Origin of the sequence: Streptomyces sp. NPDC020731 (assembly GCF_044334705.1) — a bacterium.
Taxonomy (GTDB): domain Bacteria; phylum Actinomycetota; class Actinomycetes; order Streptomycetales; family Streptomycetaceae; genus Streptomyces.
Genome location: NZ_JBIRTN010000006.1, coordinates 146147 through 171422 on the forward strand (window position 1 = coordinate 146147; position 25276 = coordinate 171422).

23 protein-coding genes and 1 pseudogene are annotated in these 25276 nt (G+C 73.2%); 14 read left to right on the plus strand and 10 right to left on the minus strand.

Annotated elements, in window-relative coordinates:
* Positions 1-91: 91 nt before the first annotated feature.
* The 4 genes from ACH4VX_RS11410 (at position 92) to ACH4VX_RS11425 (ending at position 3698) form a co-directional block, all read left to right on the plus strand.
* A complete protein-coding gene (locus ACH4VX_RS11410; protein WP_398367128.1) occupies positions 92-1207 on the plus strand; it encodes a Gfo/Idh/MocA family protein in 1116 nt (371 codons plus the stop codon).
* On the plus strand, positions 1204-2136 hold the full coding sequence (locus ACH4VX_RS11415) for a PmoA family protein (RefSeq protein WP_398367129.1): 933 nt from the start codon (positions 1204-1206) through the stop codon (positions 2134-2136). The genes ACH4VX_RS11410 and ACH4VX_RS11415 overlap by 4 nt, the downstream gene beginning before the upstream one ends.
* Positions 2130-2876, plus strand: coding sequence for a cupin (locus ACH4VX_RS11420; RefSeq protein WP_398367130.1), 747 nt, complete (start codon positions 2130-2132; stop codon positions 2874-2876). The genes ACH4VX_RS11415 and ACH4VX_RS11420 overlap by 7 nt, the downstream gene beginning before the upstream one ends.
* Before the next feature lie 102 nt (positions 2877-2978).
* A complete protein-coding gene (locus ACH4VX_RS11425; protein WP_398367131.1) occupies positions 2979-3698 on the plus strand; it encodes a hypothetical protein in 720 nt (239 codons plus the stop codon).
* A 64-nt stretch (positions 3699-3762) separates the two neighbouring features.
* Here ACH4VX_RS11425 and ACH4VX_RS11430 read toward each other — a convergent pair whose 3' ends face one another.
* Positions 3763-4437 carry a phosphatase PAP2 family protein gene (locus ACH4VX_RS11430; protein ID WP_398367132.1) on the minus strand — a complete coding sequence of 225 codons (675 nt, stop codon included), beginning with the start codon at positions 4435-4437 and terminating at the stop codon, positions 3763-3765.
* An 85-nt stretch (positions 4438-4522) separates the two neighbouring features.
* A pseudogene (locus tag ACH4VX_RS11435) lies at positions 4523-5279 on the minus strand (HAD-IC family P-type ATPase); the annotation flags it as partial.
* A 205-nt stretch (positions 5280-5484) separates the two neighbouring features.
* Here ACH4VX_RS11435 and ACH4VX_RS11440 point away from each other — a divergent pair.
* Complete coding sequence (locus ACH4VX_RS11440) at positions 5485-6432, plus strand: hypothetical protein (protein ID WP_398367134.1); 948 nt, start codon at positions 5485-5487, stop codon at positions 6430-6432.
* Positions 6433-6435: 3 nt separating this feature from the next.
* Here the strand turns inward: ACH4VX_RS11440 and ACH4VX_RS11445 are convergent, their stop codons facing one another.
* Positions 6436-8271 (minus strand): glycoside hydrolase family 15 protein, encoded by a 1836-nt coding sequence (locus ACH4VX_RS11445; RefSeq protein ID WP_398367135.1) that lies wholly within the window; start codon positions 8269-8271, stop codon positions 6436-6438.
* 65 nt (positions 8272-8336) lie between these two features.
* Positions 8337-9116 (minus strand): DeoR/GlpR family DNA-binding transcription regulator, encoded by a 780-nt coding sequence (locus tag ACH4VX_RS11450; RefSeq protein WP_398367136.1) that lies wholly within the window; start codon positions 9114-9116, stop codon positions 8337-8339.
* Between the two features lie 130 nt (positions 9117-9246).
* Here ACH4VX_RS11450 and ACH4VX_RS11455 point away from each other — a divergent pair, with 130 nt between their 5' ends.
* Entirely contained in the window at positions 9247-10128 is an 882-nt protein-coding gene (locus tag ACH4VX_RS11455) for an SIS domain-containing protein (RefSeq protein ID WP_398367137.1), read from the plus strand.
* A 20-nt stretch (positions 10129-10148) separates the two neighbouring features.
* Positions 10149-11015: a ketose-bisphosphate aldolase gene (locus ACH4VX_RS11460; RefSeq protein ID WP_398367138.1), complete on the plus strand. Its 867-nt coding sequence runs from the start codon at positions 10149-10151 to the stop codon at positions 11013-11015.
* Between the two features lies 1 nt (position 11016).
* Here ACH4VX_RS11460 and ACH4VX_RS11465 read toward each other — a convergent pair whose 3' ends face one another.
* Positions 11017-12150 carry a methyltransferase gene (locus ACH4VX_RS11465; protein WP_398367139.1) on the minus strand — a complete coding sequence of 378 codons (1134 nt, stop codon included), beginning with the start codon at positions 12148-12150 and terminating at the stop codon, positions 11017-11019.
* A 68-nt stretch (positions 12151-12218) separates the two neighbouring features.
* Here ACH4VX_RS11465 and ACH4VX_RS11470 point away from each other — a divergent pair, with 68 nt between their 5' ends.
* From ACH4VX_RS11470 to ACH4VX_RS11490, 5 genes are all read left to right on the plus strand, one after another.
* Positions 12219-12878 (plus strand): alpha-ketoglutarate-dependent dioxygenase AlkB family protein, encoded by a 660-nt coding sequence (locus ACH4VX_RS11470; RefSeq protein ID WP_398367140.1) that lies wholly within the window; start codon positions 12219-12221, stop codon positions 12876-12878.
* 37 nt (positions 12879-12915) lie between these two features.
* Positions 12916-14154 (plus strand): ROK family protein, encoded by a 1239-nt coding sequence (locus ACH4VX_RS11475; RefSeq protein WP_398367141.1) that lies wholly within the window; start codon positions 12916-12918, stop codon positions 14152-14154.
* A 31-nt stretch (positions 14155-14185) separates the two neighbouring features.
* Positions 14186-15076 (plus strand): NAD(P)-dependent oxidoreductase, encoded by an 891-nt coding sequence (locus tag ACH4VX_RS11480; protein ID WP_398367142.1) that lies wholly within the window; start codon positions 14186-14188, stop codon positions 15074-15076.
* Between the two features lie 32 nt (positions 15077-15108).
* Positions 15109-15531, plus strand: a complete 423-nt coding sequence (locus ACH4VX_RS11485; RefSeq protein WP_398367143.1) for a PPOX class F420-dependent oxidoreductase — start codon at positions 15109-15111, stop codon at positions 15529-15531.
* A 284-nt stretch (positions 15532-15815) separates the two neighbouring features.
* Complete coding sequence (locus tag ACH4VX_RS11490; RefSeq protein ID WP_398367144.1) at positions 15816-16103, plus strand: SHOCT domain-containing protein; 288 nt, start codon at positions 15816-15818, stop codon at positions 16101-16103.
* A gap of 148 nt (positions 16104-16251) precedes the next feature.
* Here ACH4VX_RS11490 and ACH4VX_RS11495 read toward each other — a convergent pair whose 3' ends face one another.
* Both ACH4VX_RS11495 and ACH4VX_RS11500 read right to left on the minus strand, forming a co-directional pair.
* Positions 16252-16797 carry an ATP-binding protein gene (locus ACH4VX_RS11495; RefSeq protein ID WP_398367145.1) on the minus strand — a complete coding sequence of 182 codons (546 nt, stop codon included), beginning with the start codon at positions 16795-16797 and terminating at the stop codon, positions 16252-16254.
* A 183-nt stretch (positions 16798-16980) separates the two neighbouring features.
* Complete coding sequence (locus ACH4VX_RS11500; RefSeq protein WP_398367146.1) at positions 16981-17304, minus strand: hypothetical protein; 324 nt, start codon at positions 17302-17304, stop codon at positions 16981-16983.
* Positions 17305-17637: 333 nt separating this feature from the next.
* Between ACH4VX_RS11500 and ACH4VX_RS11505 the strand changes: the two genes are divergently transcribed.
* On the plus strand, positions 17638-18762 hold the full coding sequence (locus ACH4VX_RS11505; protein ID WP_398367147.1) for a PLP-dependent cysteine synthase family protein: 1125 nt from the start codon (positions 17638-17640) through the stop codon (positions 18760-18762).
* A 3-nt stretch (positions 18763-18765) separates the two neighbouring features.
* On the opposite strand, the gene ACH4VX_RS11510 is transcribed toward ACH4VX_RS11505, so the two are convergent.
* Complete coding sequence (locus ACH4VX_RS11510) at positions 18766-19236, minus strand: SRPBCC family protein (protein ID WP_398367148.1); 471 nt, start codon at positions 19234-19236, stop codon at positions 18766-18768.
* A 55-nt stretch (positions 19237-19291) separates the two neighbouring features.
* Complete coding sequence (locus ACH4VX_RS11515) at positions 19292-20131, minus strand: DeoR/GlpR family DNA-binding transcription regulator (RefSeq protein WP_398367149.1); 840 nt, start codon at positions 20129-20131, stop codon at positions 19292-19294.
* A 287-nt stretch (positions 20132-20418) separates the two neighbouring features.
* On the opposite strand from ACH4VX_RS11515, the gene ACH4VX_RS11520 reads away from it, so the two are divergent.
* Entirely contained in the window at positions 20419-22788 is a 2370-nt protein-coding gene (locus ACH4VX_RS11520; RefSeq protein WP_398367150.1) for a hypothetical protein, read from the plus strand.
* On the opposite strand, the gene ACH4VX_RS11525 is transcribed toward ACH4VX_RS11520, so the two are convergent.
* Complete coding sequence (locus tag ACH4VX_RS11525; RefSeq protein ID WP_398367151.1) at positions 22758-25187, minus strand: right-handed parallel beta-helix repeat-containing protein; 2430 nt, start codon at positions 25185-25187, stop codon at positions 22758-22760. The genes ACH4VX_RS11520 and ACH4VX_RS11525 overlap by 31 nt on opposite strands.
* Between the last annotated feature and the right edge of the window lie 89 nt (positions 25188-25276).

The following is a 25276-nucleotide window of genomic DNA, read 5'->3' on the forward strand; positions in this document are numbered from 1 at the left end:
TCCCGCCTGCGGGCGGGCCTAGGGTCGACCATGAGGGAAAGCGCTTTCTAGCCTTCCGGTCTGCCTTCGTCGTCGTTCCGAGGAGCGCCGCATGTCCTTGTCCCCCGTCCGCCGCCGTGTCGCCGTCGTCGGCACCGGCGCCATCGTCAGCGGCGGCCATCTGCCCGCGCTGCGCGCCCACGCCGACCGCACCGAACTGGTCGCCGCCGTCGACGTGGACCAGGGCCGTCTCGACGCCTTCCGCGCGTCCGCCGGGGAGCAGGTGGCCGGGTTCACCTCGATGAGCGCGATGCTGGACGCCGTACGGCCGGACCTGGTGCTGATCGGGACTCCGCCGTCGCTCCACCGGGAGCAGACGGTGGCCGCCCTCAAGGCCGGTGCCTGGGTGCTGTGCGAGAAACCGCTGTGCCTGTCGCTCGCCGAGTACGACGACATCGCGGCCGCCGAGGAGGCCTCGGGGGCGTACGCTTCCGTGATCTTCCAGCACCGCTACGGCTCCGGTGCCGCCCACGCACGTGAGCTGATCCGCAGCGGTGAGCTGGGCGCCCCGCTGGTCGCGCACTGCCAGACCACCTGGCACCGGGACGCCGCGTACTACTCCGTGCCCTGGCGCGGACGCTGGGCCACCGAGGGCGGCGGGCCGACGATGGGGCACGGCATCCACCAGTTCGACCTGCTGCTGCACCTGCTCGGGGAGTGGGAGGAGGTACGGGCGATGGCGGCGCGCCTCGTCCACGACACCGAGAGCGAGGACGTCTCCACCGCCCTGGTCCGCTTCCGCGACGGCGCGCTCGCGACCGTCGTCAACAGCGTGCTCTCGCCCGACGAGATGAGCCGGATCCGCATCGACTGCGCGGACGCGACGGTCGAACTCACCCACCTGTACGGGCATGTCAACGACGACTGGAGCTACACCCCGGCCCGGCACGTCCCCGCCGAGCGTGCCGCCGCCTGGCGTACGCCCGCGCAGGACGTGCCCAGTTCGCACACGGCGCAGCTGGGCACCCTCCTCGACGCCTACGACGCCGGTACGCGACCGCCCGGGAGCGGGCCGGAGGCGCGGAGCACCCTCGAGTTCGCCGCCGCCCTGTACAAGGCCGCGTTCACCGGGCTGCCGGTGCGGGCCGGGGAGATCGGCCCTGGTGATCCGTTCCATGCGGCCATGCACGGTGGTCACTCCGACTGGGCACCCGAGGAGCGCCGATGAGCATCCGCGTCACTCATGAGATCGGCGAGGCCGTGGTGGTGGCCGCCGGGGGCACGGAGATCCTGCGGTACGTCTACCGGCCCGATCCCGAGGCGTTCGAGTCCCGGAAGCCGTACGCCCATCCGGTGCGGACGCTGGGCGGGCGTACGGTCACCGGATACCGGCCGAACGACCACCGCTGGCACAAAGGGCTGCAGATGACGGCCAGCCACCTGTCGGGACGGAACTTCTGGGGCGGCAACTCGTACGTGCACGGGCGGGGTTATCTGCCGCTGCCCGAGCGCATCGGGTCGATGCGGCACGACGGGTTCTCCGCCTTCGAGGCCGAGGGCGACAGGTTCGACTGCGCCGAGGACCTGACGTGGGTGGAGAACGGCGGTGCCGAGTGGGCCCGCGAGGAGCGCGGACTGAGCGTCCACTCGGTCGACGAGGAGGCCGGTGCCTGGGCGCTGGACTGGTCGATCCGGCTCACGAACCTGCGTGACGTGGCGCTGGAGTTCGGTTCACCCACCACCGCCGGCCGTGAGATGGCCGGCTACACCGGGCTGCAGTGGCGCGGGCCGCGCGACTTCACGGGTGGCACGGTCCTCGTGCCGGACGTCGGCACGGGCGCCGGTGCGGAGGCCGGGAAACTCATGGGCACGCAGGGACCATGGCTCTCGTTCAGTGCCGAACACGACGAGCACGACGGTCACTCCACGCTCGTCTTCGCACACGCGCCGGAGAACCTCGACGGGAGCGCCGTCCACCCGTCGCACTGGTTCGTGCGTTCGCAGCCCATACCGTCGGTCGCGTTCTCGTGGGCGTTCTTCGAGGAGTTCGCGCTGCCGCCGGGCGAGTCGTTCGCGTACCGGTACCGCATCGTGGTCGCGGACGGGGTGTGGGACCGGGAGCGGGTGGAGGCGCACCTGGACGGTCTGCCGTGGTGAGCGGGCCCGCTCCGCTTCCCGGCGCGGTCGGTCTCTCGCATCTCGACGCCTACGACTGGGAGGCCGCCGACGGGGCGTGCGGCGGCAGTCCGCATCTGCATCTGGTGTGCACGGAGGCGTACGTCGTGACCGGTGGCCGGGGGGCCGTGCAGACCCTGAGTTCCGACGGGTACCGGGACATCCCGCTGCGGCCGGGCACGGTGGCCTGGTTCACGCCGGGGACCGTGCACCGGATGGTGCAGGGCGGTGGTCTGCGGGTCACGGTGCTGATGCAGAACAGCGGGCTGCCGGAGGCCGGGGACGCCGTGTTCACCTTCCCGCCGGAGGTGCTGGCCGACCCCGGACGGTACGCGGACGCCGCGACGCTCCCGGCCGGTACGGGCACGCGGGTGGAGGCTGCGGCGCGGCGGCGGCGGGACCTCGCGGTCGAGGGGTACCTCGTGCTGCGTGAGGCGCTCTCCGCCGGCGACGACGGGCCGTACCGGGAGTTCCTGCGGACGGCCGCGCTGTTGGTGCGGGAACGGGTGCCGGAGTGGCGTGAGTTGTGGCGGGCGGGTGCGCTGGCGGCCGCGGAACGTACGGGTGCGCAGTTGGACGCGCTGGCGGGCGGTGACCCCGCCCACCTGGCCGGGGCGACGGCGTACGAGGCGGAGCCCAGCCGGCGTGGTGGGTACGGGATGTGCGGGCGACGGGACGAGTACGCGCTGCCGGGAGGCACCGTGCCGTACGGGGACGGGTGAACCCGCCGCCCCCACGGCCGTCGCCGGAACCCTCCCGGTGTCATCGGCCCGCCGGAGTCTGCTTGGATGTCGCGGGTGACGAGCAGTTCCCCGGTCGTTCCCGTGGGCGAAGCCGATTCCGGCCGGCCGGCCGCCTTGCTGGAACGTGCCGCCTCCGGCCGGGACCGTCAGGTCTGGAGCGACCTCTGGACGGAGCTGTATCACAACGGTTCGCTCGAAGCGTCCCATCCGCTGGTGCTGCCCGCGCTGGCGGACATGGCGGAGGGGGACGACGCCGCCACGGCCGCTTCGGCCCTCCACCTGGCCGGTGCCCTCCTGGTACAGGCCGATCAGCGGTACGAGACCCGGGAGCTGCGGGACCGCCGGGCATCCGAGGTCGCGCGCCTGCTGGCCGCCGCCCATCGGTGGCGTCGGGTCACCAGGGACCGGGACGGCTACTGCCACCTGCTCGAAGCGGTCCTGAACCTGGAAGGCGACATCTCCTGGGGGGAGGAGCTGATCTGGGGCCTCGTCAGTGAGGAGTACGAACTCGAATGCCCTGATGAGGACTGCTCCGCGGTGCTGTGGGTGGTCATCGGCGAGCGGGGCTTCTTCAGCACGTCGGAGGACCACGCCCTCTCCGACGGTGTCGAGATCCTCCCTCTCCACCCGGCCGCCCCCGGTGCCCTCGACGGCCTCGGCCGCCGCCTCCACGGGCTGGCCCTGGCGGACGGCCACGAGGACGTGGCGCGTGCCCTGACCCATGCCTTCGGCGAGGCGACCTGTCCTCGGTGCGGGAGACGCTGCTCCGTCGTCGGACAGGTCGTCGCTCGTTCGGGCTGAGCCCGCGGGCGCGGGAACGCGGCCGACAGGACGGCGCACCGCCCCCGTCACCCGCGTCCGCGGGTCACGGCCGCCGCAGGAGCCGCATCCGCTGCGGGGCGTACGACGCCGGAAGACGGGCCGCCCCCACGGCCAGCGCGGTGGCCGCGCTGGCGATGCCGAGAATGGCCCCGGCAGCCACATCACCCGGATAGTGCACACCCGTGTGCACCCGTGAGTACCCCACCGCACATGCCAGCGCCCCCAACGGCACGGACGCCGCGGGCAACACCGTCCCGACCGCCGTGGCGAACGCCACCGCCGACGCCGTGTGCCCCGAAGGGAACGACGCCGACGTCGGCATGGGCACATGCCGGTCCACGGTCACCCGCGCGGCCTCCCGGTCCGGCCGCGCCCTGCGCACCAGCCGCTTCCCCAGCAGATTCGCCGACGCCGACGCCACGGCGACCGCCCCCACCCCCGCCAGCGCCGCCCGCCGCGGCCGTGCCCCGCTCAGTGCGAGGACCCCGGCGATGGCGAACGAGATCTTGGAGTGGTCGGCCGTGTGGGACAGTCTGCGCAGCGCCCGGTCGAGCGTCGGCGTCGGCGTGGCGGCGACCGCCGCGTACAGGGCGCCGTCCACGGCTCTGAGGTCGCCGAGGACCGCGGCGGCGACCCTGCGCAGTCCGTCGGCGGGCGGTACGGGCTCGGTGAGCGGACGGGTGACGTCCTGGTGGTCGGTGGTGGGCGGCTCGCTCATCTGTCTCTCCCGCGGTGGCATGGTGGACGAATCACCAGGTGCCCACGGTACGCATGATCCATCCGCATGGGCTCGCCCACCCCGGTCAGTCGGCCCGGAAGGTGCGCAGACGCAGCGAGTTGCCGACCACGAAGACCGAAGACCGAGGAGAAGGCCATGGCCGCTCCGGCGAGCATCGGGTTGAGCAGTCCGGCCGCGGCGAGCGGCAGGGCGGCGACGTCGTAGGCGAAGGCCCAGAGCAGGTTGGACCGGATGGTGCCCAGGGTGCGGCGGGTGAGCCGGACGGCGTCCGGGGCGGCACGCAGGTCCCCCCCCCGGACGAGGGTGAGGTCGCCGGCCTCGATCGCGGCATCCGTGCCGGTGCCCATGGCCAGGCCCAGATCGGCCTGGGCGAGCGCCGCCGCGTCGTTGACCCCGTCGCCGACCATGGCGACCGAACGGCCCTCCGCCTGGAGCCGCTTGACGACGTCCACCTCGTCCTGAGGCAGCACCCCGGCGATGACGTCCTCGATGCCGACCTCGCGGGCGACGGCCCGGGCCACCGCCTCGTTGTCCCCGGGCAAGAGGATGGGCCGCAGACCGAGCGCGCGGAGCCGGCGGATCGCCTCGGGGCTCGTTCCCTTCACGGCGTCGGCGATCTCCGGTACGGCGCGCGCCGCGCCGTCCCACGCGGCCAGGACCGCGGTGCGTCCGGCCGCCTCCGCCCGCTTCCTGGCCCGGGCCGGGTCCTCGGGCAGCTCCAGGGGCCACTCCCGCAGCAGCCGGTCCCGGCCGACGAGGACCGCGTGTCCGTCGACGACGCCCTGGACACCGAGGCCGGGGACGCCTGCGAAGTCCTCCGGTACGGACGGTCATGGGTGCTCCTGGAACAGTCGGATGGTTGGATACGGGGCGGGGGTATCCGACGGGCGATCTCCATCTATACCCCCCGCCGGTATGCGATGCAAGGGTCCGATGAGTTGACTCCATACCCCATGGGGGTATGGTGAGCTGTATCGAACGGCTCCTGGTGAGTCGTCGACCCCCTTTTTCCGAGGAGAGACGGTCATGAACACCGGACTGAGGATCACCGCGTTCGCCGCCGCCCTGGCCGCCACCTTCGGCACCGCCTACGGCGTCGGGGAGGGTCTCGATCCGGTTGTCGCGGACCGGGCGCCGGCGCACGACGAGCAGCACGCCCCGCCCGCGAGGGGGACGGACGGCCGGGCGGGACACGACACGCCGCCGGCCGGGGGGCTCCAGATCTCCGAGAGCGGCTACCGGCTCGATCTGCGGACCCCGCGCGGCGCCGCCGGGCACCGCACCGAGCTGCGCTTCACCGTCCGGGACGACCAGGGCCGGGCCGTCACCGAGTACCGCCGCGAGCACGACAAGGAGCTCCACCTCATCGTCGCCTCGCGCGACCTGCTCACCTACCGGCATCTGCATCCCACCCGTGCCGCCGACGGCACCTGGGCCACCCCCGTCGACCTGCCCCGGGCCGGCGGCTACCGGGTCTTCGCCGACTTCACCCCGGCTGCCGAGGGCGCGCGCAACCTCACGCTCGGAGCGGACCTCGCCGCCTCCGGTCCCTACCGGCCGCAGGAGCTGCCGCCGGCCGGCAGCACGACCCGTGTCGACGGCTACGAGGTCGAGCTGACCGGGGCCCTGCGTCCCGGGAGGGCGGGCGAACTGCGCCTGTCCGTCTCGCGGGACGGGAAGCCGGTCACCGATCTCCAGCCCTATCTCGGCGCCTACGGCCACCTGGTCGCCCTACGCGCGGGAGACCTCGCCTATCTGCACGTCCACCCGGGCGGCGAACCCGGCGACGGGAAGACCGAGTCCGGTCCGGCGGTCTCCTTCACGGCCACGGCGCCCAGCAGCGGCAGCTACCGGCTGTTCCTGGACTTCAAGCACGACGGCGTCGTCCGTACCGCCGCGTTCACCGTTCACGCCGGGGCGGCGGCGGAGACGGGCACCCCGGCACCGGAGCACTCCGACGGCCACGGCCACTGAGCCTCAGCCCAGGGCACGGTCCAGATTGAACGCGGCACTGATCAGGGCGAGATGGGTGAACGCCTGCGGGAAGTTGCCCTGTTGCTCCCCGGTGTGGCTGATCTCCTCGGCGTACAGGCCGAGATGGTTGCCGTACGTCAGCATCTTCTCGAAGGCGAGGGACGCCTCGTCGAGCCGCCCGGCGCGGGTCAGCGCCTCGACGTACCAGAACGAGCAGATGGAGAACGTGCCCTCGTCACCACGCAGTCCGTCGGGGCTCGCCAGCGGGTCGTAGCGGTAGACCAGCGAGTCGGACACCAGGTCCTCGGTGAGGGAGTCGAGTGTCGACAGCCACTTCGGGTCGGTCGGCGCGATGAACTTCGACAGCGGCATCATCAGGATCGCCGCGTCCAGCACCTCCTCGCCCTCCTGCTGCACGAAGGCCCGGCGCGACGTCGACCAGCCGCGGCTCATGATCCGCCGGTAGATGGTGTCCCGGCTCGCCTGCCAGCGGGGAAGATCGGCGGGCAGACCCCGCCGGTTGGCCATGCGGATGGCGCGCTCGATCGCCACCCAGCACATCAGGCGCGAGTACAGGAAGTTCTTCCGCCCGCCGCGCGTCTCCCAGATGCCCTCGTCGGGCTGGTCCCAGTGCGCGCACACCCAGTCCACCAGCGCCGTCACATGGTCCCACTGCTCGCTGGAGATGGGCTCGGCCCACTTGTCGTAGAGGTAGATGGAGTCGATCAGCGCTCCGTAGACGTCCAGTTGCAGCTGGTCGGCCGCCGCGTTGCCGACGCGGACCGGTGCCGAGCCGTGGTGGCCCTCCAGATGGCCGAGTTCGCGTTCGGGGAGGTCGGTACGGCCGTCGATGCCGTACATGATCTGCAGCGGGCCGGAGGCCTTGCGGTCGCCCGGACTGATGTGCCGGGAGACGAACCCCATGAACGCCTCGGCCTCCTCGGTGAAGCCCAGCCGCAGCAGCGCGTACACGCAGAACGCCGCGTCGCGCACCCACACGTACCGGTAGTCCCAGTTGCGTTCCCCGCCGAGCTCCTCGGGCAGGCTGGTCGTCGGCGCCGCCACGATCGCCCCGGTCGGCGCGTAGGTGAGCAGCTTCAGGGTGAGGGCGCTGCGGTGCACCATCTCCCGCCAGCGGCCCCGGTACCGCGAGGAGGACAGCCAGTGCCTCCAGTACGCCACCGTCGCACCGAACTGCCGCTCCGCCTCCCCGCACTCGCAGCGGCTCGGAGTCACCTCCGGGCCGATCCGGTCCAGGGCGAACACCGCCGTCTCCCCCTCGGCCAGTTTGAACTCGGCCCGCAGATCCGGCCCGTCGATTTCCATCGGGACGGTCGAGGTGAGCGCCAGGGACAGCTCCTCGGATTCGAAGACCGCGATACCGCCGGTCAGCCGCACGGTGTGCGGCCGGGAACCGTACTCGAACCGCGGCGCCACCAGCGTCCGGAACGGCAGGGAGCCGCGTACGCACAGCACCCGCCGGATCAGCCGGTGCCGGGCCTCCTCGACCGAGGTGCCGCCGACCGGCATGAAGTCCTGCACCTCACCGACCCCGTCCTCGGTGAAGAACCGGGTGATCAGAACGTTGGTGTCGGGGAAGTAGAACTGCTTGGTGCGGGCCGGCACGGCCGCCGCCAGCTCGAAGCAGCCGCCCCGCTCGGCGTCCAGGATCGCCCCGAACACGCTCGGCGCGTCGAAGGACGGACAGCAGTACCAGTCGATGGTGCCGTCGGTCCCCACCAGCGCCACACTGCGCAGATCGCCGATCAGCCCGTGGTCGGCGATCGGCACGTACCGGCGCGGCCCGTACCCGTCCCGTTCCTTGGTCGTCCCGTCCATCACAGCCTCCCTGGGCCGGCACGCCATGCTCATGTGCCAGCTTAGGCAGCCCCGGCCGGACCGGCTCAGGTCACCACGACCCGCAGTCCCGCCTCCTCGAAGCGGCGTACCGTCCCGGCGTCCGCTCCTGAGTCCGTGACCAGGGTGTCCACCGATTCGGCCGCGCAGATCCGGGCGAACGCCCGCCGGCCCAGTTTGCTGGAGTCGGCGGCCACGATCACCCGCTCGGCCCGCTCGCACAGCAGCCGGTTGACCGCCGCCTCCGCCTCGTCATGGGCCGCCGCCCCGTGCACGGCGTCGAAGGCGACGACACCGAGCACCGCCACGTCGAGGGTGATCTGTCCCAGCACCCCGTCCGCGAGCGGCCCGACCAGCTCGTACGACTGGGCCCGCGCCACCCCGCCGGTCAGCACGATCTTGAACTGCGGGCGTACGACCAGCTCGTTGGCGATGTTGAGCGCGTTCGTCACCACGGTCAGCGCGGGCGACCCCGAGGCGAGGTCTCCGCGTACGGCCAGCGCCCGCGCCACCTCCGTGGTGGTCGTACCACCGGTCAGCCCGACCGCCTCGCCCGGCGCGAGGAGACCCGCCACCGCCTTCGCGACGCGCTGCTTCTCGGAGGCGTGCCGCGCGGTCTTGTAACGCAGCGGAAGCTCGTACGACACCCCGTGCACCACCGCGCCGCCACGGGTGCGCACCAGCATCTGCTGTTCGGCGAGCCGGTCGAAGTCGCGCCGGATCGTCGCGGCCGACACCGCCAGCTCGCCGGCCGCCTCCTCGACGTCCAGCCGGCCGCGCTCGACGAGCAGCTCCAGCAGCGCCTTCCAGCGGGCGTCCCGCGACATCGGCCCTCCCGCGTCGTCTTCCTCGGTCTCCGGCGACCCTAACGCACCCGGCCTTCGGTCGAATGCTTGATTTTGCTCGAAACCTCGCTCAATGTTGCAAGAACAATCACCAAGCCTTCGGGGGTGCGGCATGACCCATGTCGAGGACGAACTCAGCAGCCAGCCCGGGTGCTGGAGCCGCGCCGCCGGGCAGGCCGCGTCCCACGCCCCGGTCCTCCCGGTACCGGGGGAGCGGGTCGCGGTGGTCGGCTGCGGGACGTCGTACTTCATGGCGCAGGCGGTCGCGGCCCTGCGCGAGGGAGCGGGCCAGGGCGAGACCGACGCCTTCGCCGCCTCGGAGTTCCCGCGGCACCGGGTCTACGACCATGTCGTCGCCCTCACCCGCTCCGGAACCACCACCGAAGTCCTCGATCTGCTGGGCCGGTTGAAGGGAGGCACCCGCACCACCGCGGTCACCGCCGATCCGGCCGCCCCCGTGATGTCACTCGCCGACGAGACGGTCGTCCTCGACTACGCGGACGAACGCTCCGTCGTCCAGACCCGGTTCGCCACCACGGCCCTCACCCTGCTCCGCACCCACCTGGGCGTGCACACCGAAGCGGTCGTCGAGGACGGGCGTACGGCCCTTCGTGATCCGCTCCCCGAAGGGCTCGTGGGACGCGCCCAGTTCACCTTCCTCGGCCGCGGCTGGACCGTCGGTCTGGCCAACGAGGCCGGACTGAAGATGCGCGAGGCGGCCCTCGCCTGGACGGAGGCCTACCCGGCGATGGAGTACCGGCACGGACCCATCAGCATCACCACCTCCACCACCGCGACCTGGATGTTCGGCGACGCCCCGGAAGGTCTGGCCCGGCAGGTGCGGGACACCGGCGGTCTGTGGGTCGAGGGCACCCTCGACCCGCTCGCCGAACTCGTCCGCGTCCAGCGGCTCGCGGTCGCCGTCGCCGCGGCCCGCGGCCTGGACCCCGACCGGCCCCGCCACCTCACCCGCTCGGTCGTCCTCGCGCCCTGACCCGTCGGAAAGGACGGACCGTGCCCCTCACGACCACCGGCGAGCTCGTCACCCGCGCCGCCGCCCACCGCTCAGCGGTCGCCTCGTTCAACATCATCACCCTCGAACACGTCGAGGCCGTCATCGCCGGCGCCGAGTCGGTGAACGCCCCCGTCGTCCTCCAGGTCAGCGAGAACGCCGTGAAGTTCCGCCACGGCCGGCTGCTCCCGCTCGCCCGCGCCGCCGTCGCCGCCGCCGAACGCGCCGCCGTCCCCGTCGCCCTGCACCTCGACCACGTCCAGAACGACGCCCTGCTGCGCCAGGCCCCGGACGCCGGATTCGGCTCCGTGATGTACGACGCGGCCCGACTGCCCTATGCCGACAACCTCGCCGGGACCCGGGCCGCCGTCGACTGGGCACACTCCCAAGGACTGTGGATCGAGGCCGAGTTGGGCGAGGTCGGCGGCAAGGCCGGCCGGCCCGCGCCGGACGCCCACGCGCCCGGCGCCCGTACCGACCCCGACCGGGCCCGCGCCTTCGTCGCCGACTCCGGAGTGGACGCGCTGGCCGTCGCCATCGGCACCACCCACGCCATGACCACCCGCACCGCCACCCTCGACCACGCCCTCCTCGAACGGCTGGCGGCCACCCTGGACGTCCCCCTCGTCCTGCACGGTTCCTCCGGCCTCCCCGACCACGAACTCGCCGCGGCGGTCACGGGCGGCATCGCCAAGGTCAACGTGGGAACGGCCCTGAACATCGCCATGACCGGCGCGATCAGGGAATTCCTCACCGCCCACCCCGAAGCGGTCGACTCCCGCGGCTACCTCACGGTGGGCCGGGAGGCGATGGCACGAGCGGTGGCGTCCGTCATCGAGGCGCTGGGTCCGGCCCCCGGGGAGTCCTGAGCTATCGCTTCACGGCCTTCAGGACCACGAACTTCGGGTCCGACGCGACCACTTCGCTGTTGCCGAACAGCCGTCGCAGTTTCACGTGGTAACCCAGGTGGCGGTTGCCGATCACCCACAGTTCGCCGCCCCGGCGCAGGGTGCGCCGGGCGCCGGTGAACATGCGCCACGCCGTGGCGTCGGTGGTCGCCTGATGGGAGTGGAAGGGCGGGTTGTTCAGCACGAGGTCGACGCTGTCGGCCGGTATGCCCGACAGGCCGTCGCCGACCCGGAACTCGGCGTGTCCGGGCACGTCGTTCTCCCGGTAGGTGGCCTGCGCGGACGCCACCGCCTGGAACGACTCGTCCACGAACAGCACCTCGGCGCGCGGGTCGGCCAGCGCCATCGCCGTACCGACGACGCCGTTGCCGCAGCCCAGGTCCACCACCCGTCCGCCGTCCTTGCCGGCGGGCAGGTGCCGCAGGAAGAACCGGGTGCCGATGTCGAGGCGGTCGGCGCAGAAGACGCCGGCGTGGTTGACGGCCGTCGCGCCCGACACCGGGCCGATGCCGTCGGGGAGCGTGTAGCGGTACGGCCAGGGGTTCGCGGGCCGCTCCCGCCCGGGGTCGGGCGTGCAGAAGATCAGCCGGGCCTTCTTCTCGGCGAGCGAGGTCCTGGTCGGGCCGAGGATCCGCTCGAAGAGGTCCAGCGTCGAGGTGTGGATCTCCTTCACCATGCCGGCGCCGACGACGACCGTGTCCTCGTGCACCGCCGGCGCCAGCCGCAGCAGCTGGTCCTCCAGCAGCGCCAGGCTCTTCGGTACGCGGACGAGCAGGACGTCGATCCGGTCCGGCGGGGGATCCTGCGTGGTGAGCAGCCGCGCCGCGCCCGGCTCGACGCCGTTGCGGGCCAGGTTCGCGCGGGTCGCCTCCTGTCCGAGCCAGGAGTCGGTGATCTGCGTCGGCCGGTGTGCGGCGAGCGCCGTGACCAGCGCGCCCCAGCGGTCGCCGACGACCACGACCGTGCCGGACAGCGTGACCTGCCGTCCGGCGAGATGGCTGAGGAGATATTCGTCGGACGCGTCCCAGGCACGCAGCCTGTCCCGCGGGTCCTCGGGGAATCGGGCCAGCACCGGCTCGCCCCACGCAGTCGTCATACGGTCGTTCATCGTCCGACCAGGCTAGCCCAGCCGCAGCTCAGGGTGCGTACGGCAGGATGGGAGGCATGGGAGGCACGGAAGCCGAGCTGTTCCTCAGGGCCCGCGGCGAGATCGCGCCCGGCGCGGTGCACGTGCCGGACTGGCTCGACGCGCGGGCGCAGCGTGAGCTGCTGGAAGCGTGCAGGGGGTGGGCCGGGCCGCCCGCCGGACTGCGCACCGTCCGCACACCCGGCGGCGGCACCATGACCGCCCGGCAGGTGTGCCTCGGGTGGCACTGGTATCCGTACGGCTATGCCCGCACGGTCGTCGACGGTGACGGCGCCCCGGTGAAACCCTTCCCCGGCCGGCTCGGGGAGCTGGGCCGCCGCGCGGTGACCGACGCTCTGGGCGCGGACGCCGCGCACGGTGCCGCGTACGACATCGCGCTCGTCAACTTCTACGACGCCGGCGCCCGCATGGGCATGCACCGCGACAGCGACGAGGAATCGGACGCGCCCGTGGTGTCGCTGAGCCTCGGCGACACCTGTGTCTTCCGCTTCGGCAACACCGGGACGCGGACCCGCCCCTGGACGGACGTGGAGCTGCGCAGCGGCGACCTGTTCGTCTTCGGCGGGCCCTCCCGGCTCGCGTACCACGGCGTTCCCCGGGTGCACGCGGGCACGGCACCGCCCGAGTTGGGACTGACCGGAAGACTGAACATCACGCTGCGGGTGAGTGGCCTGTAGTCCGCGCCGGTTTGCGGATCATGGGAGACTCGCCTTCATGAGCGGGAAGGCGGACCCCCGGCCGGCGGGGGAAGGGACCACCTCGAGGACGCGGCTGGACCGGGGGCGCGGCGCGCTCGGACCCGCTCTGGAGCTCGTGCACACCGGACGTGCGCCGACCCGCGCGGTGCTCACCGCCGAGCTGGGCGTGACCCGCGCGACGGCTGGTGCGGTCGCCGCCGAACTGGAGGCCCTCGGGCTGATCCGGGTGGACGCCCGGCCCGGCGCGGCGGCCGGTTCCCAGGGGCGCCCCTCGCACCGGCTCTCGGTCGCCGAGGACGGGCCCGTGGCGCTCGCCGCGCAGGTGCACGCCGACGGTTTCCGGGCGGCCCTGGTCGGGCTCGGCGGCCGTATTGTCGCCACGGCGCCCGGCTGCGAGGTCGTCGACGCCGACCCGGCGAAGGTGCTCGGCTCCGTCGTCGCGGCCGGCGCCGAGCTGCTGGAGGAGACCGGACGGCGGTGCGTGGGCGCCGGGCTCGCCGTGCCGTCGGCGGTGGCCGAACCGGAGGGTCTGGCCCTCAACCCCCTGCACCTGGCCTGGCCCGCGGGTGCCCCGGTGCGGGAGATCTTCGCCGAACAGGTGCGCGCGGCCGGCCTGGACGGGCCCGCCTTCGCGGCCAACGACGTCAACCTCGCCGCTCTCGCCGAACACCGGCACGGCGCCGGGCGCGGCTCCCGCGACCTGCTGTGCGTGGCCACCGGCCACCGCGGCGTGGGCGGTGCGCTGGTGCTCGACGGCCGCCTGCACTCGGGCAGTTCGGGTCTCGCCCTGGAGGTCGGCCACCTCGCCGTCAACCCCGAGGGCCGCCCCTGCCACTGCGGCAGCCGCGGCTGTCTCGACGTCGAGGCGGACCCGCTGGCCCTGCTCACCGCGGCGGGCCGCGCGCCGGGCCCCGAGATGTCCCTGCTGAAGCAGGCCGACGACCTGATCCGCGGACAGTACGACGACCCGGACGTGCGCACCGCCACCGAGTACCTCATCGACCGCCTCGGCCTCGGCCTGGCCGGACTGGTGAACATCCTCAACCCGGACCGGATCATCCTCGGCGGACTGCACCGCACCCTGCTGGAGGCCGACCCGGACCGGCTCCGCGCCGTCGTCGCCGACCGCAGCCTGTGGGGCCGCAGCGGCGGGGTCCCCATCCTTCCCTGCACCCTGGACCACAACAGTCTGGTCGGCGCGGCGGAACTGGCCTGGCAGCCGGTGCTGGACGATCCTCTCGGGGCACTGGTGTGAGAAGACCGCCCGACAGACAGAAAGCGACGTCTTGACCGACAAACTCACCGTCAGCGTCCTGGGTACCGGCATCATGGGAGCGGCGATGGCCCGCAACCTCCTGGGCGCGGGACACACCGTACGGGCCTGGAACCGCACCCGCGCGAAGGCCGAACCGCTCGCCGCCGACGGCGCGCACGTCGCAGGCACCCCCGCCGAGGCGGTCGAGTCCGCCGACGTCGTCCTGACCATGCTGTACGACGGCCCGGCCACCCTGGAGACGATGCGTCGGGCCGCCCCCGCCCTGCGCGACGGAACCGTGTGGGCGCAGTCCACCACCGCGGGCATCGAGGACGTCGCCGAACTGGCCGGTTTCGCCCGCGAGCACGGCCTGCTCTTCTACGACGCCCCGGTCCTCGGCACCCGCCGGCCCGCCGAGGCCGGACAGCTGACCGTGCTCGCCGCCGGCCCCGCCGAGGGCCGCAACAGGGTGACACCGGTGTTCGACGCGGTGGGCGCCCGCACCGTGTGGGCCGGGGAGGACGGCGTCATGGCCGGCGCGACCCGGCTGAAGCTGGTCGCCAACAGCTGGGTGCTCGCCGCGACCACCGCCGCCGGTGAGGCCCTCGCCCTGGCCAAGGCCCTCGGCGTCGCACCGGACGGCTTCTTCGACCTCATCGCCGGCGGCCCGCTCGACATGGGCTATCTGCGCGCCAAGGCCGGGATGATCCTCGACGGGCGGCTGACCCCGGCCCAGTTCGCCGTGACGACCGCGGCCAAGGACGCCAGACTGATCGTACGGGCCGGTGAACAGCACGGTGTCCGCCTGGACGTCGCCGCCGCGAGCGCCGAACGGTTCGAGCGGGCCGACGCCCGGGGCCATGGCGACGAGGACATGGCCGCCGCCTACTACGCCAGCTTCGACGACGACCCCACCACCTGACCGGCACAGCCGCGAGCACGAAGGAGTCCGCAGTGTCCAAGCCCCCGCTTCCCCCCGAGGCGCAGGAACTGCTGCGCAAGCCCAACCCCTGCGTGATGGCCACGCTGCGTTCCGACGGCACGCCCGTCTCCACCCCCACCTGGTATCTGTGGGAGGACGGCCGCGCGCTGATCAACTTCGACGAGGGGCGGGTGCGCCTGAAGCACGTCCGCCGCGATCCCCGCGTCGCCCTCACGGTCCTGGACGGCGACGGCTGGTACACCCACGTCACCCTGATCGGCCGGGTGACCGAGATCTACGACGACGAGGACCTGGCCGACATCGACCGCCTCTCCCGGCACTACACCGGCAACCCTTACCCGGACCGGGAGCGGGCGAGGGTCAGCGGCCGGCTCGAGGTCGAGCGCTGGCACGGCTGGGGCGCGATGAAGGACAGCGACCAGGCGGGCGGCTGACCCGGTGCCCGGCCGGGCCTTCGCCGGTCGACGGCGAAGGCCCGGCCGGGATTCCCGGTGAGGGCGGTGCGGACCGCGCTCACCACTGTCGTCCCCGGGGCGGAGCGTCCCGCTCCGGCGACGACAGACGCAGCACCTGGAAGACCTCGCCGCCGTCCGCGTACTCCCCGCGAGGTACGCACGGTGCCGCCGGCCGTACGACGCCCCGGCCCTCCTCGCAGGGCGACGCTCGGAGATGTCGCACAAGGAGCGACGAGACAGCGCATCCGAGGAGATGGACGATCATGCAGACCCTGGCGCACTTCGGCGACGGCGGGCCCGGCCCGTGGATCCTGTTCCTCCCCGTGATCTGGGCCCTGGTCATCGGCGGCGGCATCGCCCTGCTGCGCCGCACGGTGTGGCGCGGGCGCCGTGGGCCCGGCTCCGGACGGCCCGTGGTGGAGGACACCTCGCCCCTCGCGGTGCTCGGCCACCGCTTCGCCTCCGGCGAGATCGACGAGGACGAGTACTGGCGCCGGCTGTCCGTCCTGGACGAGCAGTTCGGCCGGCGCGGCAAGGGCGGCGCGCGATGACGGCCCGGGATGACGGCCCGGGACGCCTCGCCCCTCGCTCCGTCCCGGGCGCGGCTCACGCCCCGGCGGCGATGTTCTCGGTGAGGTGCGCCGGTGAGGGAGCCGGAGGTCCGCCGCCGGCTTCCCGCCGACCTGCCGGTCGCCCGCGTCAGCCGGGGACGGTGGAGCGGGCGGGGGCCCGTTCGGCGTGGTGGTCCCCGGTGGTGTGTTCCACGAGGGCGACCTCCGCGAAGCGGTGGTCGGCGGCCTCGCCGGCCGTGATCCGCGGACGCCGGTCCCAGGAGGGCGCGGCGGTCGTGGTCGGTGTCGGCAGGGTGAACCACACGACCTTGCCGGACTCGCCGTCCGGCACCGCGCCCCAGCTCTCGCTCATCGCGGCCACCATCGCCAGCCCGCGCCCGCACGTGGCGAGCGGGGCGGCGTCCGCCACGACCGGCAGCCGCGGGTCGTGGTCGTGCACCGACACCTTGAGCCGGTCGAGCAGCAGTTCTATCTCGACTGTGCACGTCTTGTCTGGCTGGGCGTGCCGGTGGACGTTGGACAACAACTCCGTCACACCGAGCGATGCCCGGTCTATCAACGAGTCCATGTGCCAGTAGCGCAACTGCGCAGATACGATTCTGCGGACCTGGCCGATCCGCGACGGCAGGGCTTGGAGCTCCACCGCGCAGTGCCTGCTTGGGTGAGTGATCACGGCTGCGACTCCCCGACGTGAGGTCCGGAAGAACACGGAAGACGGATCCAGCAGGGCGCCTGCGTGACGCTGCCGCCTGCTGTCGTGGCCGGCGGGCTGGTTCGCAGCGTTATCGCCGGTAAACCCAGAGTGACGTGAGACCAGCGTGACGTAAGAGGTGAAGTGACGCAAGTCACGGGCATCTCAGGCGCCGCGCCCCGACGCCCGGCGCACGGCCTCGATGAAACGACGGGCGGCGGGCGGACCGGGTTCACCCGGTGCGGGGTCGTGGTCGCCCAGGGTCAGCAGGTACCGCTTGCCGTTGAGGTCCGCGAGCGCCCGGTCCTCGGGCGCGAACCAGGGCCTGGACGCCCGCACCGCCTGCACCGGTGCGCTGTCGATCTCGCTGCCGTAGCTGGTGAGCAGCTCCAGCCGGCCCTCGTTGATCCGGACCTGGCCGGCCCGGGTGAGCGAACGCAGCCGCTTGCCGATCCGCACGCCCGTGGCCGTGAACTCCGGCTCCGCCATGCCACCCGCCCCCTTGTGCGCGTCGGTGCGCCGGACCGTGCTCCGCGGGCCGGCTCCTGCCCAGCTCCAGTGTGCCCCCGTACGGGGCCCTGCTCACGCCGGTGCAGTCTGCCCGCACCCGCCGCCGAGCACCAGTGCGCGCACCACCGCTCCCCACGGCTCGGGGTGCACTCGCGCCAATGCGCCCCCCTGCTGCCACACTGCGCGCCCCAGGGGTGCCTTTGAGTGGCTCAAAGGAGTGTTTATGCAGGTGAGAGGTGGTGCGAAGGGTGCTTATGATCGGGGTGCCGGCCGCGCGGGAAGCCGTCGGCGCCCAGTGTAAGGAGCCCCGCCGTGAGCACTCCCCGACAGACCCTGACCGGCGCCACCCTCGACGTCGACCACAGTGACGCCGCCTACCGTGCCTGGCTGAAAGAGGCCGTGCGCAGGGTGCAGGCCGACGCCAACCGCTCGGCCGACACCCACCTGCTGCGCTTTCCGCTGCCCGAGCGGTGGGGCATCGACCTCTACCTGAAGGACGAGTCGACCCACCCGACCGGCAGCCTCAAGCACCGGCTGGCCCGTTCGCTCTTCCTCTACGGGCTCTGCAATGGCTGGATCCGTCCGGGCCGCCCGGTGATCGAGGCGTCCAGCGGTTCCACGGCCGTGTCGGAGGCGTACTTCGCGAAGCTGATCGGCGTGCCCTTCATCGCCGTCATGCCGCGCACGACGAGCGCCGAGAAGTGCCGCCTGATCGAGTTCCACGGCGGTCGGTGCCACTTCGTGGACGACCCCCGCACGATGTACCAGGCGTCCGCCGCCCTCGCGGCGGAGACCGGCGGCCACTACATGGACCAGTTCACCTACGCCGAGCGGGCCACCGACTGGCGGGGCAACAACAACATCGCCGAATCGATCTTCCGCCAGCTGGAGTCGGAGCGGTTCCCGGAACCCGCGTGGATCGTCGCCACGGCCGGCACCGGCGGCACCTCGGCGACCCTCGCGCGCTACGTCCATTACATGCAGTACGACACCCGCATCTGTGTCGCCGACCCGGAGAACTCGTGCTTCTTCCAGGGCTGGACCACCGGCGATCCGGACGTCGCCTGCGACCGCGGCTCCCGTATCGAGGGCATCGGCCGGCCCCGTATGGAGCCGAGCTTCGTGCCCGGCGCGATCGACCGGATGATGAAGGTGCCCGACGCCGCCAGTGTCGCCGCGGTGCGGGCCCTGGAGCGGGTCATCGGCCGCAAGGCGGGCGGCTCCACCGGCACCGGGCTGTGGAGCGCGCTGAAACTCGTCGCGGAGATGGTGGCGGAGGGCCGGCGGGGGAGCCTGGTGACGCTGCTGTGCGATCCGGGGGACCGGTACCTGGACAAGTACTACTCGGACGCCTGGCTGGACGGGCAGGGCCTGGACGTCGCGCCGTACACGGCGGCGATCGACTCCCTGCTGCGGACCGGCGTCTGGCCCGAGTGAGAGCTACCTCGCGAGCCGGCGGTCCAGCGAGGTCGCCGCGGAGCGGAACGCCCGCCCCCGTCCCGGCCGGGCGGTCTTCAGCACGAGGCGGAAAGGGGCCGTGCCGTCGGCCGTGAGCGTCCACCGCACCCGCGTGCCCGTCCCGGCCGCGGCGAGCCGCCACTCCTCGGCCACGGCACGGGCGCCCGGCGCGTTCGTCACATCCACGCGATAGGCGTACACCTCGGGCTCCTCGGCCACGAGGACCGTCTCGCGGAAGCGGGTGCCGCCCCGGAGCCGGATCTCGCGCCCCGCTCCGTCGTCGAGGGGGCGGGCCGGCGTGACCGGTCCGAACCACTCCGTCCAGCCGGCGACATCCTCGGCGAGCGCGCGGAACACCCGCTCGGGCGAGGCGGAGATCTCCCGCTCGAAGACCAGCCGTACGGGCGCGGTCCGGACGAACTCGTGCCCCACGGGGCGCAGACGGTGAGTCATGGACGTAACCTCCTTGACGGACACCGGACTCGGCGGCGGGCAGGTGGGATGCCCGTCAGATGTCCGTGGCCTCCGAGGGCTCCTCGGGCCGGCCCGCCACCACCAGCCGCCGCAGATGTTCGGACACCTCCGCGCGTGCCCCCTCGGGCAGCCCGGGGTCCGTCACCAGGGTGTCGACCTGCTCCAGGGACGCGAACGAACTAAGCCCCACCGTGCCCCACTTGGTGTGGTCGGCGACCACGACCACCCGCCGGGCCGACTGCACCAGACGCCGGTTGGTCTCCGCCTCCGCCAGGTTCGGCGTCGACAGCCCCGCCTCCACCGATATGCCGTGCACCCCGAGGAACAGCAGATCGAAGTGGAGTGCCGCGATCGCCTGGTCGGCCACCGGCCCCACCAGCGAGTCGGACGGCGTGCGCACCCCGCCGGTCAGGACGACCGTGGCCGCGCCCTGCCGGGTCCCCGACGTGCGCTGCGCCGCGTGGAACACATCGGCCACCCGTACCGAGTTGGTGACCACCGTGAGGTCGGGAACGTCGAGCAGTCGGTGCGCCAGCGCGAAGGTCGTCGTACCGCCCGAGAGCGCGATCGCCGCGCCGGGGGAGACCAGTTCGGCCGCCGCCCGCGCGATGTCCTCCTTGGCGGTCGGCTCCAGGCCCGACTTGGCCTCGAACCCGGGCTCGTGCGTACTCGCCTCCACCACCGGAACCGCGCCGCCGTGCACCTTCTCCAGCACGCCCTGCCGGGCCAGCGCGTCGAGGTCGCGGCGGACCGTCATGTCCGACACACCGAGCTTGCGGGTCAGCTCGTTGACCCGGACCCCGCCCCGGCGCCGGACCTCGTCGAGGATCAGGGTGCGCCGCTGCTCCGCGAGCAGGTTCTGATTCTCGCTCACGTACGCTCCGGTCCTTTCGCCGCAAACCGTCCGACATGCCCCGCACCCTCTGCGACGAGCGGGTTTCCGCCCGTCACCGGTGCGCGGATGTCCCATCCTCGCACGCCGTGCCCCGGGTGGCGTCACCGGCGGCTCGTCGCGCACATGCCACTGATCTCCCGCATGTCGCTTGCCTGTCACACGGATCGGGGAGATTACGTGACGAGAGGTGTGAGCCGTACCGCCACGGGAGATCCTGTGCCCGCACGGACGGAGCCGACGGGGCGTCACGGGGGAAGTGCGAATCAGTGGAGAACGCGCGGCAACACGGACCGGCCGAGGGCACCGACGGCCCCGCCACCCGGGCCGGGGAGTCCGGGACCGCCCTGGAACTCCTGGTCCACGGGGTGGGCGGCACCACCCCCGAGGAGATGCTCGACGACCCGCGCACGGTCCGGATCACCGGTGACGACATCGCCGCCGTGTTCCGCCGCGCCGACGACGCCGACGCGGAGCGGCGACCCGCCGGACGACGCGAGGGACCCGTTCCCGAGGCCTACGTCTGGTGCAACCTCACCTCCGGGAACGGCACCCGCGCCCTGTGGCTGCTGCTGCTCCCCTTCATGGTGGTCAACCTCGCCCACTGGATGCGCCCCACCGCCCACGGTCGCCGACGCACGGTCCGGCTGTACGGGCTGCTGGTGCGGCTGGCCGGACTCAGCCTGACGGTGCTGCTCGTCGCGGCCGCCTGCGAGGTCGCCCTCGACCTGGCCGCCTGGCAGTGCGCGGGCACACACGCGTGCGCCGAACGGCACTCCTGGCTCGGCTTCCTCTCGCCCGGGATGTCCGACGGCGGCTGGTGGAGCGCGCCGGGCCGCAGGCTGGCGCTCGCCGCCCCGGTGCCCGCCGCCCTCACCGGCCTGCTGTGGTTCCTGTCCCTGCGCACCTGGAGCGCGTACGAGTCCCAGCAGCCGATGACCCACGGTCCCGAGCCCGAGGAGGACGGCGGGCGCACCGCACTGGGCCGGCCCGGCTTCTGGTACGGCCGGCGCCTGGTCGCCCGGCTGCGCGCCGCGCACACCGCCGCCGGACTGCTGACGGTCGCCGCCGCGGTCGGCTCCGCCGCCGCCCGCCACGACCGCGAGCCGGGCGGCCCGGCCGTCCTGGGCGTCCTCGGCCTGCTCCTGGAGGCGATGCTGGCCGTCGGGGCGGGCGCCGTGGTGTGGGTGGTGTGCCGCCGGGGCCGCACCGAACGCCGGCTGGACGGCGAACTCGACCGGCGCCTGGTGCGGTACCTGCCGCTCACCGCGCTCGTCCTGCTCGCCCTCACCCTGCTCTACGCCGGGTGGGAGCGCCCCGGCTGGGAGTCGGCGGGCCGGCTGCCGGGCGACGCCACCTTCGGCGCCCTCGCCCTCGTCCAGGGCCTGCTGGTGGTCGTGCTCGCCGGAGTCGCCCACAGCCTGCACCGCACCGCCTCCGACCGGCGCGCCGCGATGCGGGGCCTGGCCGGACCGGCGGTCGCCATGCTCGCCTGCGCGCTGGGCGGAGTCATGTCCGGCGGCGTCTCCCAGCGGGTCGCCGACTGGCTGGACGGCACCGGGACCTCGATCCCCGGCCCGCCCGTGCTGCTCACCTGGCAGGCGTCCGTGATCCCGCCGCTGCTCGTCCTGGTGCTGCTGCTGTGCGGCTGGCTCGCCCGGCGCGCCGTGCAGATCGCCCGCGCGGAACGCGCCGCGGTGGAGCGCGAGTACGCCGGCGAGACCGGCGACCCCGGCCGCACCCGCCGTATCGCCTCGGTACGCGCGATGGCCGCCCTCACCGACCGCGGACCGCGCATCCTCGCCGTCACCTCCGCCGCCACCCTGCTGCTGGGCGCCGGGGCCCTCGTCGGCGCGCTCGTCACCGACAAGACCCCCGGCGAGGCGACGGGCGGTTCGTACGCCGTCGTCCACGGCGCGGCGGAGACCGCGCAGGCGCTGGGGTCCTGGCTGATCGGACTCGGCTTCATACTCTTCGTCACCTGGGGCCGCCGCGCCTACAAGGACGCCTCCGCGCGGCGCACCATCGGCATCCTGTGGGACGTCGGCACATTCTGGCCGCGCGCAGCCCACCCCTTCGCGCCGCCCTGTTACGCGGAGCGCGCGGTGCCCGATCTGACCTGGCGGATCGCCACCTGGACCCGGTCCACCGGGGGACGGCTGGTGCTCTCCGGCCACTCCCAGGGCAGCGTCCTCGCCGCCGCGGCGGCCTGGCAGCTGCCGCCCGCCACCCGCAGGCGCGTCGCACTGCTGACCTACGGATCCCCGCTGGAGCGGCTGTACGGCCGCTGGTTCCCCGCCCACTTCGGCCCCGACGCGCTCGGGTTCCTGCACCAGGAAGTCGACTGCTGGCGCAACCTCTACCGGCGCACCGACCCCATCGGCGGCCCGATGCGGCTGCCGGGCGACCGGGGACCCGCCGTGGACCGTCCCGCGCTCAAGGACCCCCTCGCCTACGGCCGCACCGAGGCCCATCCGCTGCCCTCGCCGATCCTCGGCCACTCCGACTACCAGGCCGACCCGGCGTTCGCCGAGGAACGCCGGCGGCTGCTCGCCCGCCTGCGGCCGGACGTACCGGCACCCCGGCATGTGGAGGAGCCCGGTGACACTCAGGGGAGCGTGGGGAGGTCCTCGGCGTAGAGGAGGGTCAGGTCGTCGGTGGTCGGCTCGTCGAGCTGGGCCACCCGGCTCGCGTGCCGCTCGACCATCGCCTCGAAGGTCTGCCGCGCGGTGCGCCCGTTGCCGAACGCGGGCCCCTTGGGGATGTCGGTGAAGTACGCGAGCACCGCCTCGTCGGCGCCCGGTGCCAGCCGGTACTCGTGCTCCTCGGCCTGCTGCCGCACGATCCGCAGCAACTCCTCGGGGCCGTAGTCGCCGAAGGTGATCGTCCGCGAGAAACGGGACGCCACACCCGGGTTGACCGACAGGAACCGCTCCATCTCGGCCGTGTAGCCGGCCACGATCACCACCACCGCGTCCCGCTGGTCCTCCATCAGCTTCACCAGCGTGTCGATGGCCTCCTTGCCGAAGTCGCGCCCGGCGTCCTCCGGGGAGAGCGCGTACGCCTCGTCGATGAACAGCACACCACCGCGCGCCTTCTCGAACGCCTCCTGGGTGCGGATCGCCGTGGAGCCGATGTGCTCGCCGACCAGGTCGACCCGGGACACCTCGACCAGGTGCCCCTGCTCCAGCACCCCGAGCGAGGCGAGGATCTCGCCGTACAGACGGGCGACGGTGGTCTTGCCCGTGCCGGGGGAACCCGTGAACACCAGATGCCGCTTGACCGACGCCGCCTTCAGGCCCGCCCGCTGCCGGCGCCGGCCCACCTCGATCATGTCGGTGAGGGCGCGCACCTCGCGCTTGACGCTCTCCAGGCCCACCAGCGCGTCGAGTTCCCCGAGCACGGTCCTGGACGTGCGGGTCTCCCGCTCCGGACCGGGGGCGGGCGGTGCCGGCTCGGCCGTCCGGGCGGCGGGAACCGTGCTCAGCAGGCCGGTGGTGCGGCTCACCGTCTGCATGACCGGCTCCGGTGACGCCGGCGGTCTCGGACTCCCGCTCTCGTCACCGGTGCAGTCCTCCACGACGGGGCCGCCCGAGCCGGACGCCGCGTCGCCCTCGGCGAACTCGTACCCCCCGCGCGCGCAGCGCTCCGTACGGCACTTCCGCAGCGTCGTACGGCTGCCGTCGATCACATGGAAGCCGTAGCCGCCGCTGCCCGTGACCCGGCAGTTCACGAAGGTGCCGCGGCCGCCGGCGGAGACGTAGACGCCGGCCTCGGCGGGGGAGTCGACGGTGCAGCGCTCGACGGTCGGGTCGGCGCCCTTGGTGACGATCACGCCGGTCTGGACGCCGTCCAGGGAGCAGTTGTCGAGGGTGCCGCCGCTGCCGTGGTCGCGGAACCAGGCGCCCGTCGCCGCCTCCCGGATCCGGCAGTCGTCGAGTTGTACGGTGGCGCCGTCGCTCACCGACACGGCCGTGTTGCGCACCTGCGTCAGATCGCTGTCGACGACGTCCACACGTGAGCCGCGGTCGAGCACGAACAGGGCGTCCGGCACGTCGTGCACCCGGCAGGAGTCCAGTACGGCGGTGGCGCCGTCGCTCACCCACACCGCCGGGTAGTCCCCGGTGCTGTCGAAGATCTCGCACTGGTTGGCGTCCACGCGCGTGCCCGGGTCCCACACCGACAGACCGTTGCGGCCGAACTGCCGCACGCTGGTGCGGGTCAGGGTGAGCACCGAGCGGGACCGCAGGTCGACCGCGTTCTCCGGGATGTCGTGGATCCGGCAGTCGGCCAGCGTCAGCACCGCGTCCGTGTCGAGCGTGATGCCGTCCCCGGTCGTCCGGTGCACATCGCAGTCGGTGAGGTGCGCGGTGGCGCGGCCGGTGACCTGGACACCGCTGCCCCGCACCTCGTAGACCTCGCAACCCACCGCCTCCAGCGCCGAGTTCTCACCGGTCGCGGTCAGTCCCGAGCCCGAGGCGTGGTGCACCCGGCAGCGTTCAAGGCGGGGGTGGGCACCGCCGCGCACCGCGACCCCCGCCTGTCCCGCGGCGACCACCTCGCACTCCTCGAACACCCCGCCCCCGCCGTCCACCACGGCGATGCCGGAGCCCGCCGGATTGTCGACCGTGCAGCGGCGCACCGTGGGCCGGGCGTCGCCGCGCACCTCGATGCCGGCCGCGGACCGGGTGACCACGCGTATGTCGCGCAGCTCCGGGGTGCCCCCCTCGACCAGCACGGCCGGGGCGGTGGCGTCCTGCCCCTCCACGTGCAGGTCCTGGACCACCGCCGAGGCGCGCACGGTCAGCGGAACGCCGTCCGGGGGCGCGATGCGCACCGAGCCGGGGGAGCCCTCGGGGCCGCGCAGGGTCACCGCCCGCTGCACGACGAGGTTCTCCCGGTAGGTTCCGGGAGCGACGGTGAGGACGTCGCCCTCGGCCGCGGCCTCCAGGGCGGCGGCGAGCGATGCGTACTCACCCGTGCGGCGCCGCCACCTCGATGTGCCGGTGTGCGTCACCTGGACCGTGCCCTGTGCCATGGCGTAGCTGTGCCCCCACCTTGTCGTACGTGGCTCGTTCGCGCGCGTGTTGCCGCCGATCGGTTCGGCCGGACCACCGTAGCGTGCGC

Excerpts from the sequence above, each read along its gene's own strand:
- ACH4VX_RS11525 (WP_398367151.1), bottom strand. The coding sequence starts at position 25,187 with ATGGCACAGGGCACGGTCCAGGTGACGCACACCGGCACATCGAGGTGG.
- ACH4VX_RS11455 (WP_398367137.1), top strand. The coding sequence starts at position 9,247 with ATGACCCATGTCGAGGACGAACTCAGCAGCCAGCCCGGGTGCTGGAGC.
- ACH4VX_RS11490 (WP_398367144.1), top strand. The coding sequence starts at position 15,816 with ATGCAGACCCTGGCGCACTTCGGCGACGGCGGGCCCGGCCCGTGGATC.
- ACH4VX_RS11470 (WP_398367140.1), top strand. The coding sequence starts at position 12,219 with ATGGGAGGCACGGAAGCCGAGCTGTTCCTCAGGGCCCGCGGCGAGATC.
- ACH4VX_RS11500 (WP_398367146.1), bottom strand. The coding sequence starts at position 17,304 with ATGGCGGAGCCGGAGTTCACGGCCACGGGCGTGCGGATCGGCAAGCGG.
- ACH4VX_RS11450 (WP_398367136.1), bottom strand. The coding sequence starts at position 9,116 with ATGTCGCGGGACGCCCGCTGGAAGGCGCTGCTGGAGCTGCTCGTCGAG.
- ACH4VX_RS11410 (WP_398367128.1), top strand. The coding sequence starts at position 92 with ATGTCCTTGTCCCCCGTCCGCCGCCGTGTCGCCGTCGTCGGCACCGGC.
- ACH4VX_RS11445 (WP_398367135.1), bottom strand. The coding sequence starts at position 8,271 with ATGGACGGGACGACCAAGGAACGGGACGGGTACGGGCCGCGCCGGTAC.
- ACH4VX_RS11440 (WP_398367134.1), top strand. The coding sequence starts at position 5,485 with ATGAACACCGGACTGAGGATCACCGCGTTCGCCGCCGCCCTGGCCGCC.
- ACH4VX_RS11415 (WP_398367129.1), top strand. The coding sequence starts at position 1,204 with ATGAGCATCCGCGTCACTCATGAGATCGGCGAGGCCGTGGTGGTGGCC.
- ACH4VX_RS11465 (WP_398367139.1), bottom strand. The coding sequence starts at position 12,150 with ATGACGACTGCGTGGGGCGAGCCGGTGCTGGCCCGATTCCCCGAGGAC.
- ACH4VX_RS11430 (WP_398367132.1), bottom strand. The coding sequence starts at position 4,437 with ATGAGCGAGCCGCCCACCACCGACCACCAGGACGTCACCCGTCCGCTC.
- ACH4VX_RS11510 (WP_398367148.1), bottom strand. The coding sequence starts at position 19,236 with ATGACTCACCGTCTGCGCCCCGTGGGGCACGAGTTCGTCCGGACCGCG.
- ACH4VX_RS11475 (WP_398367141.1), top strand. The coding sequence starts at position 12,916 with ATGAGCGGGAAGGCGGACCCCCGGCCGGCGGGGGAAGGGACCACCTCG.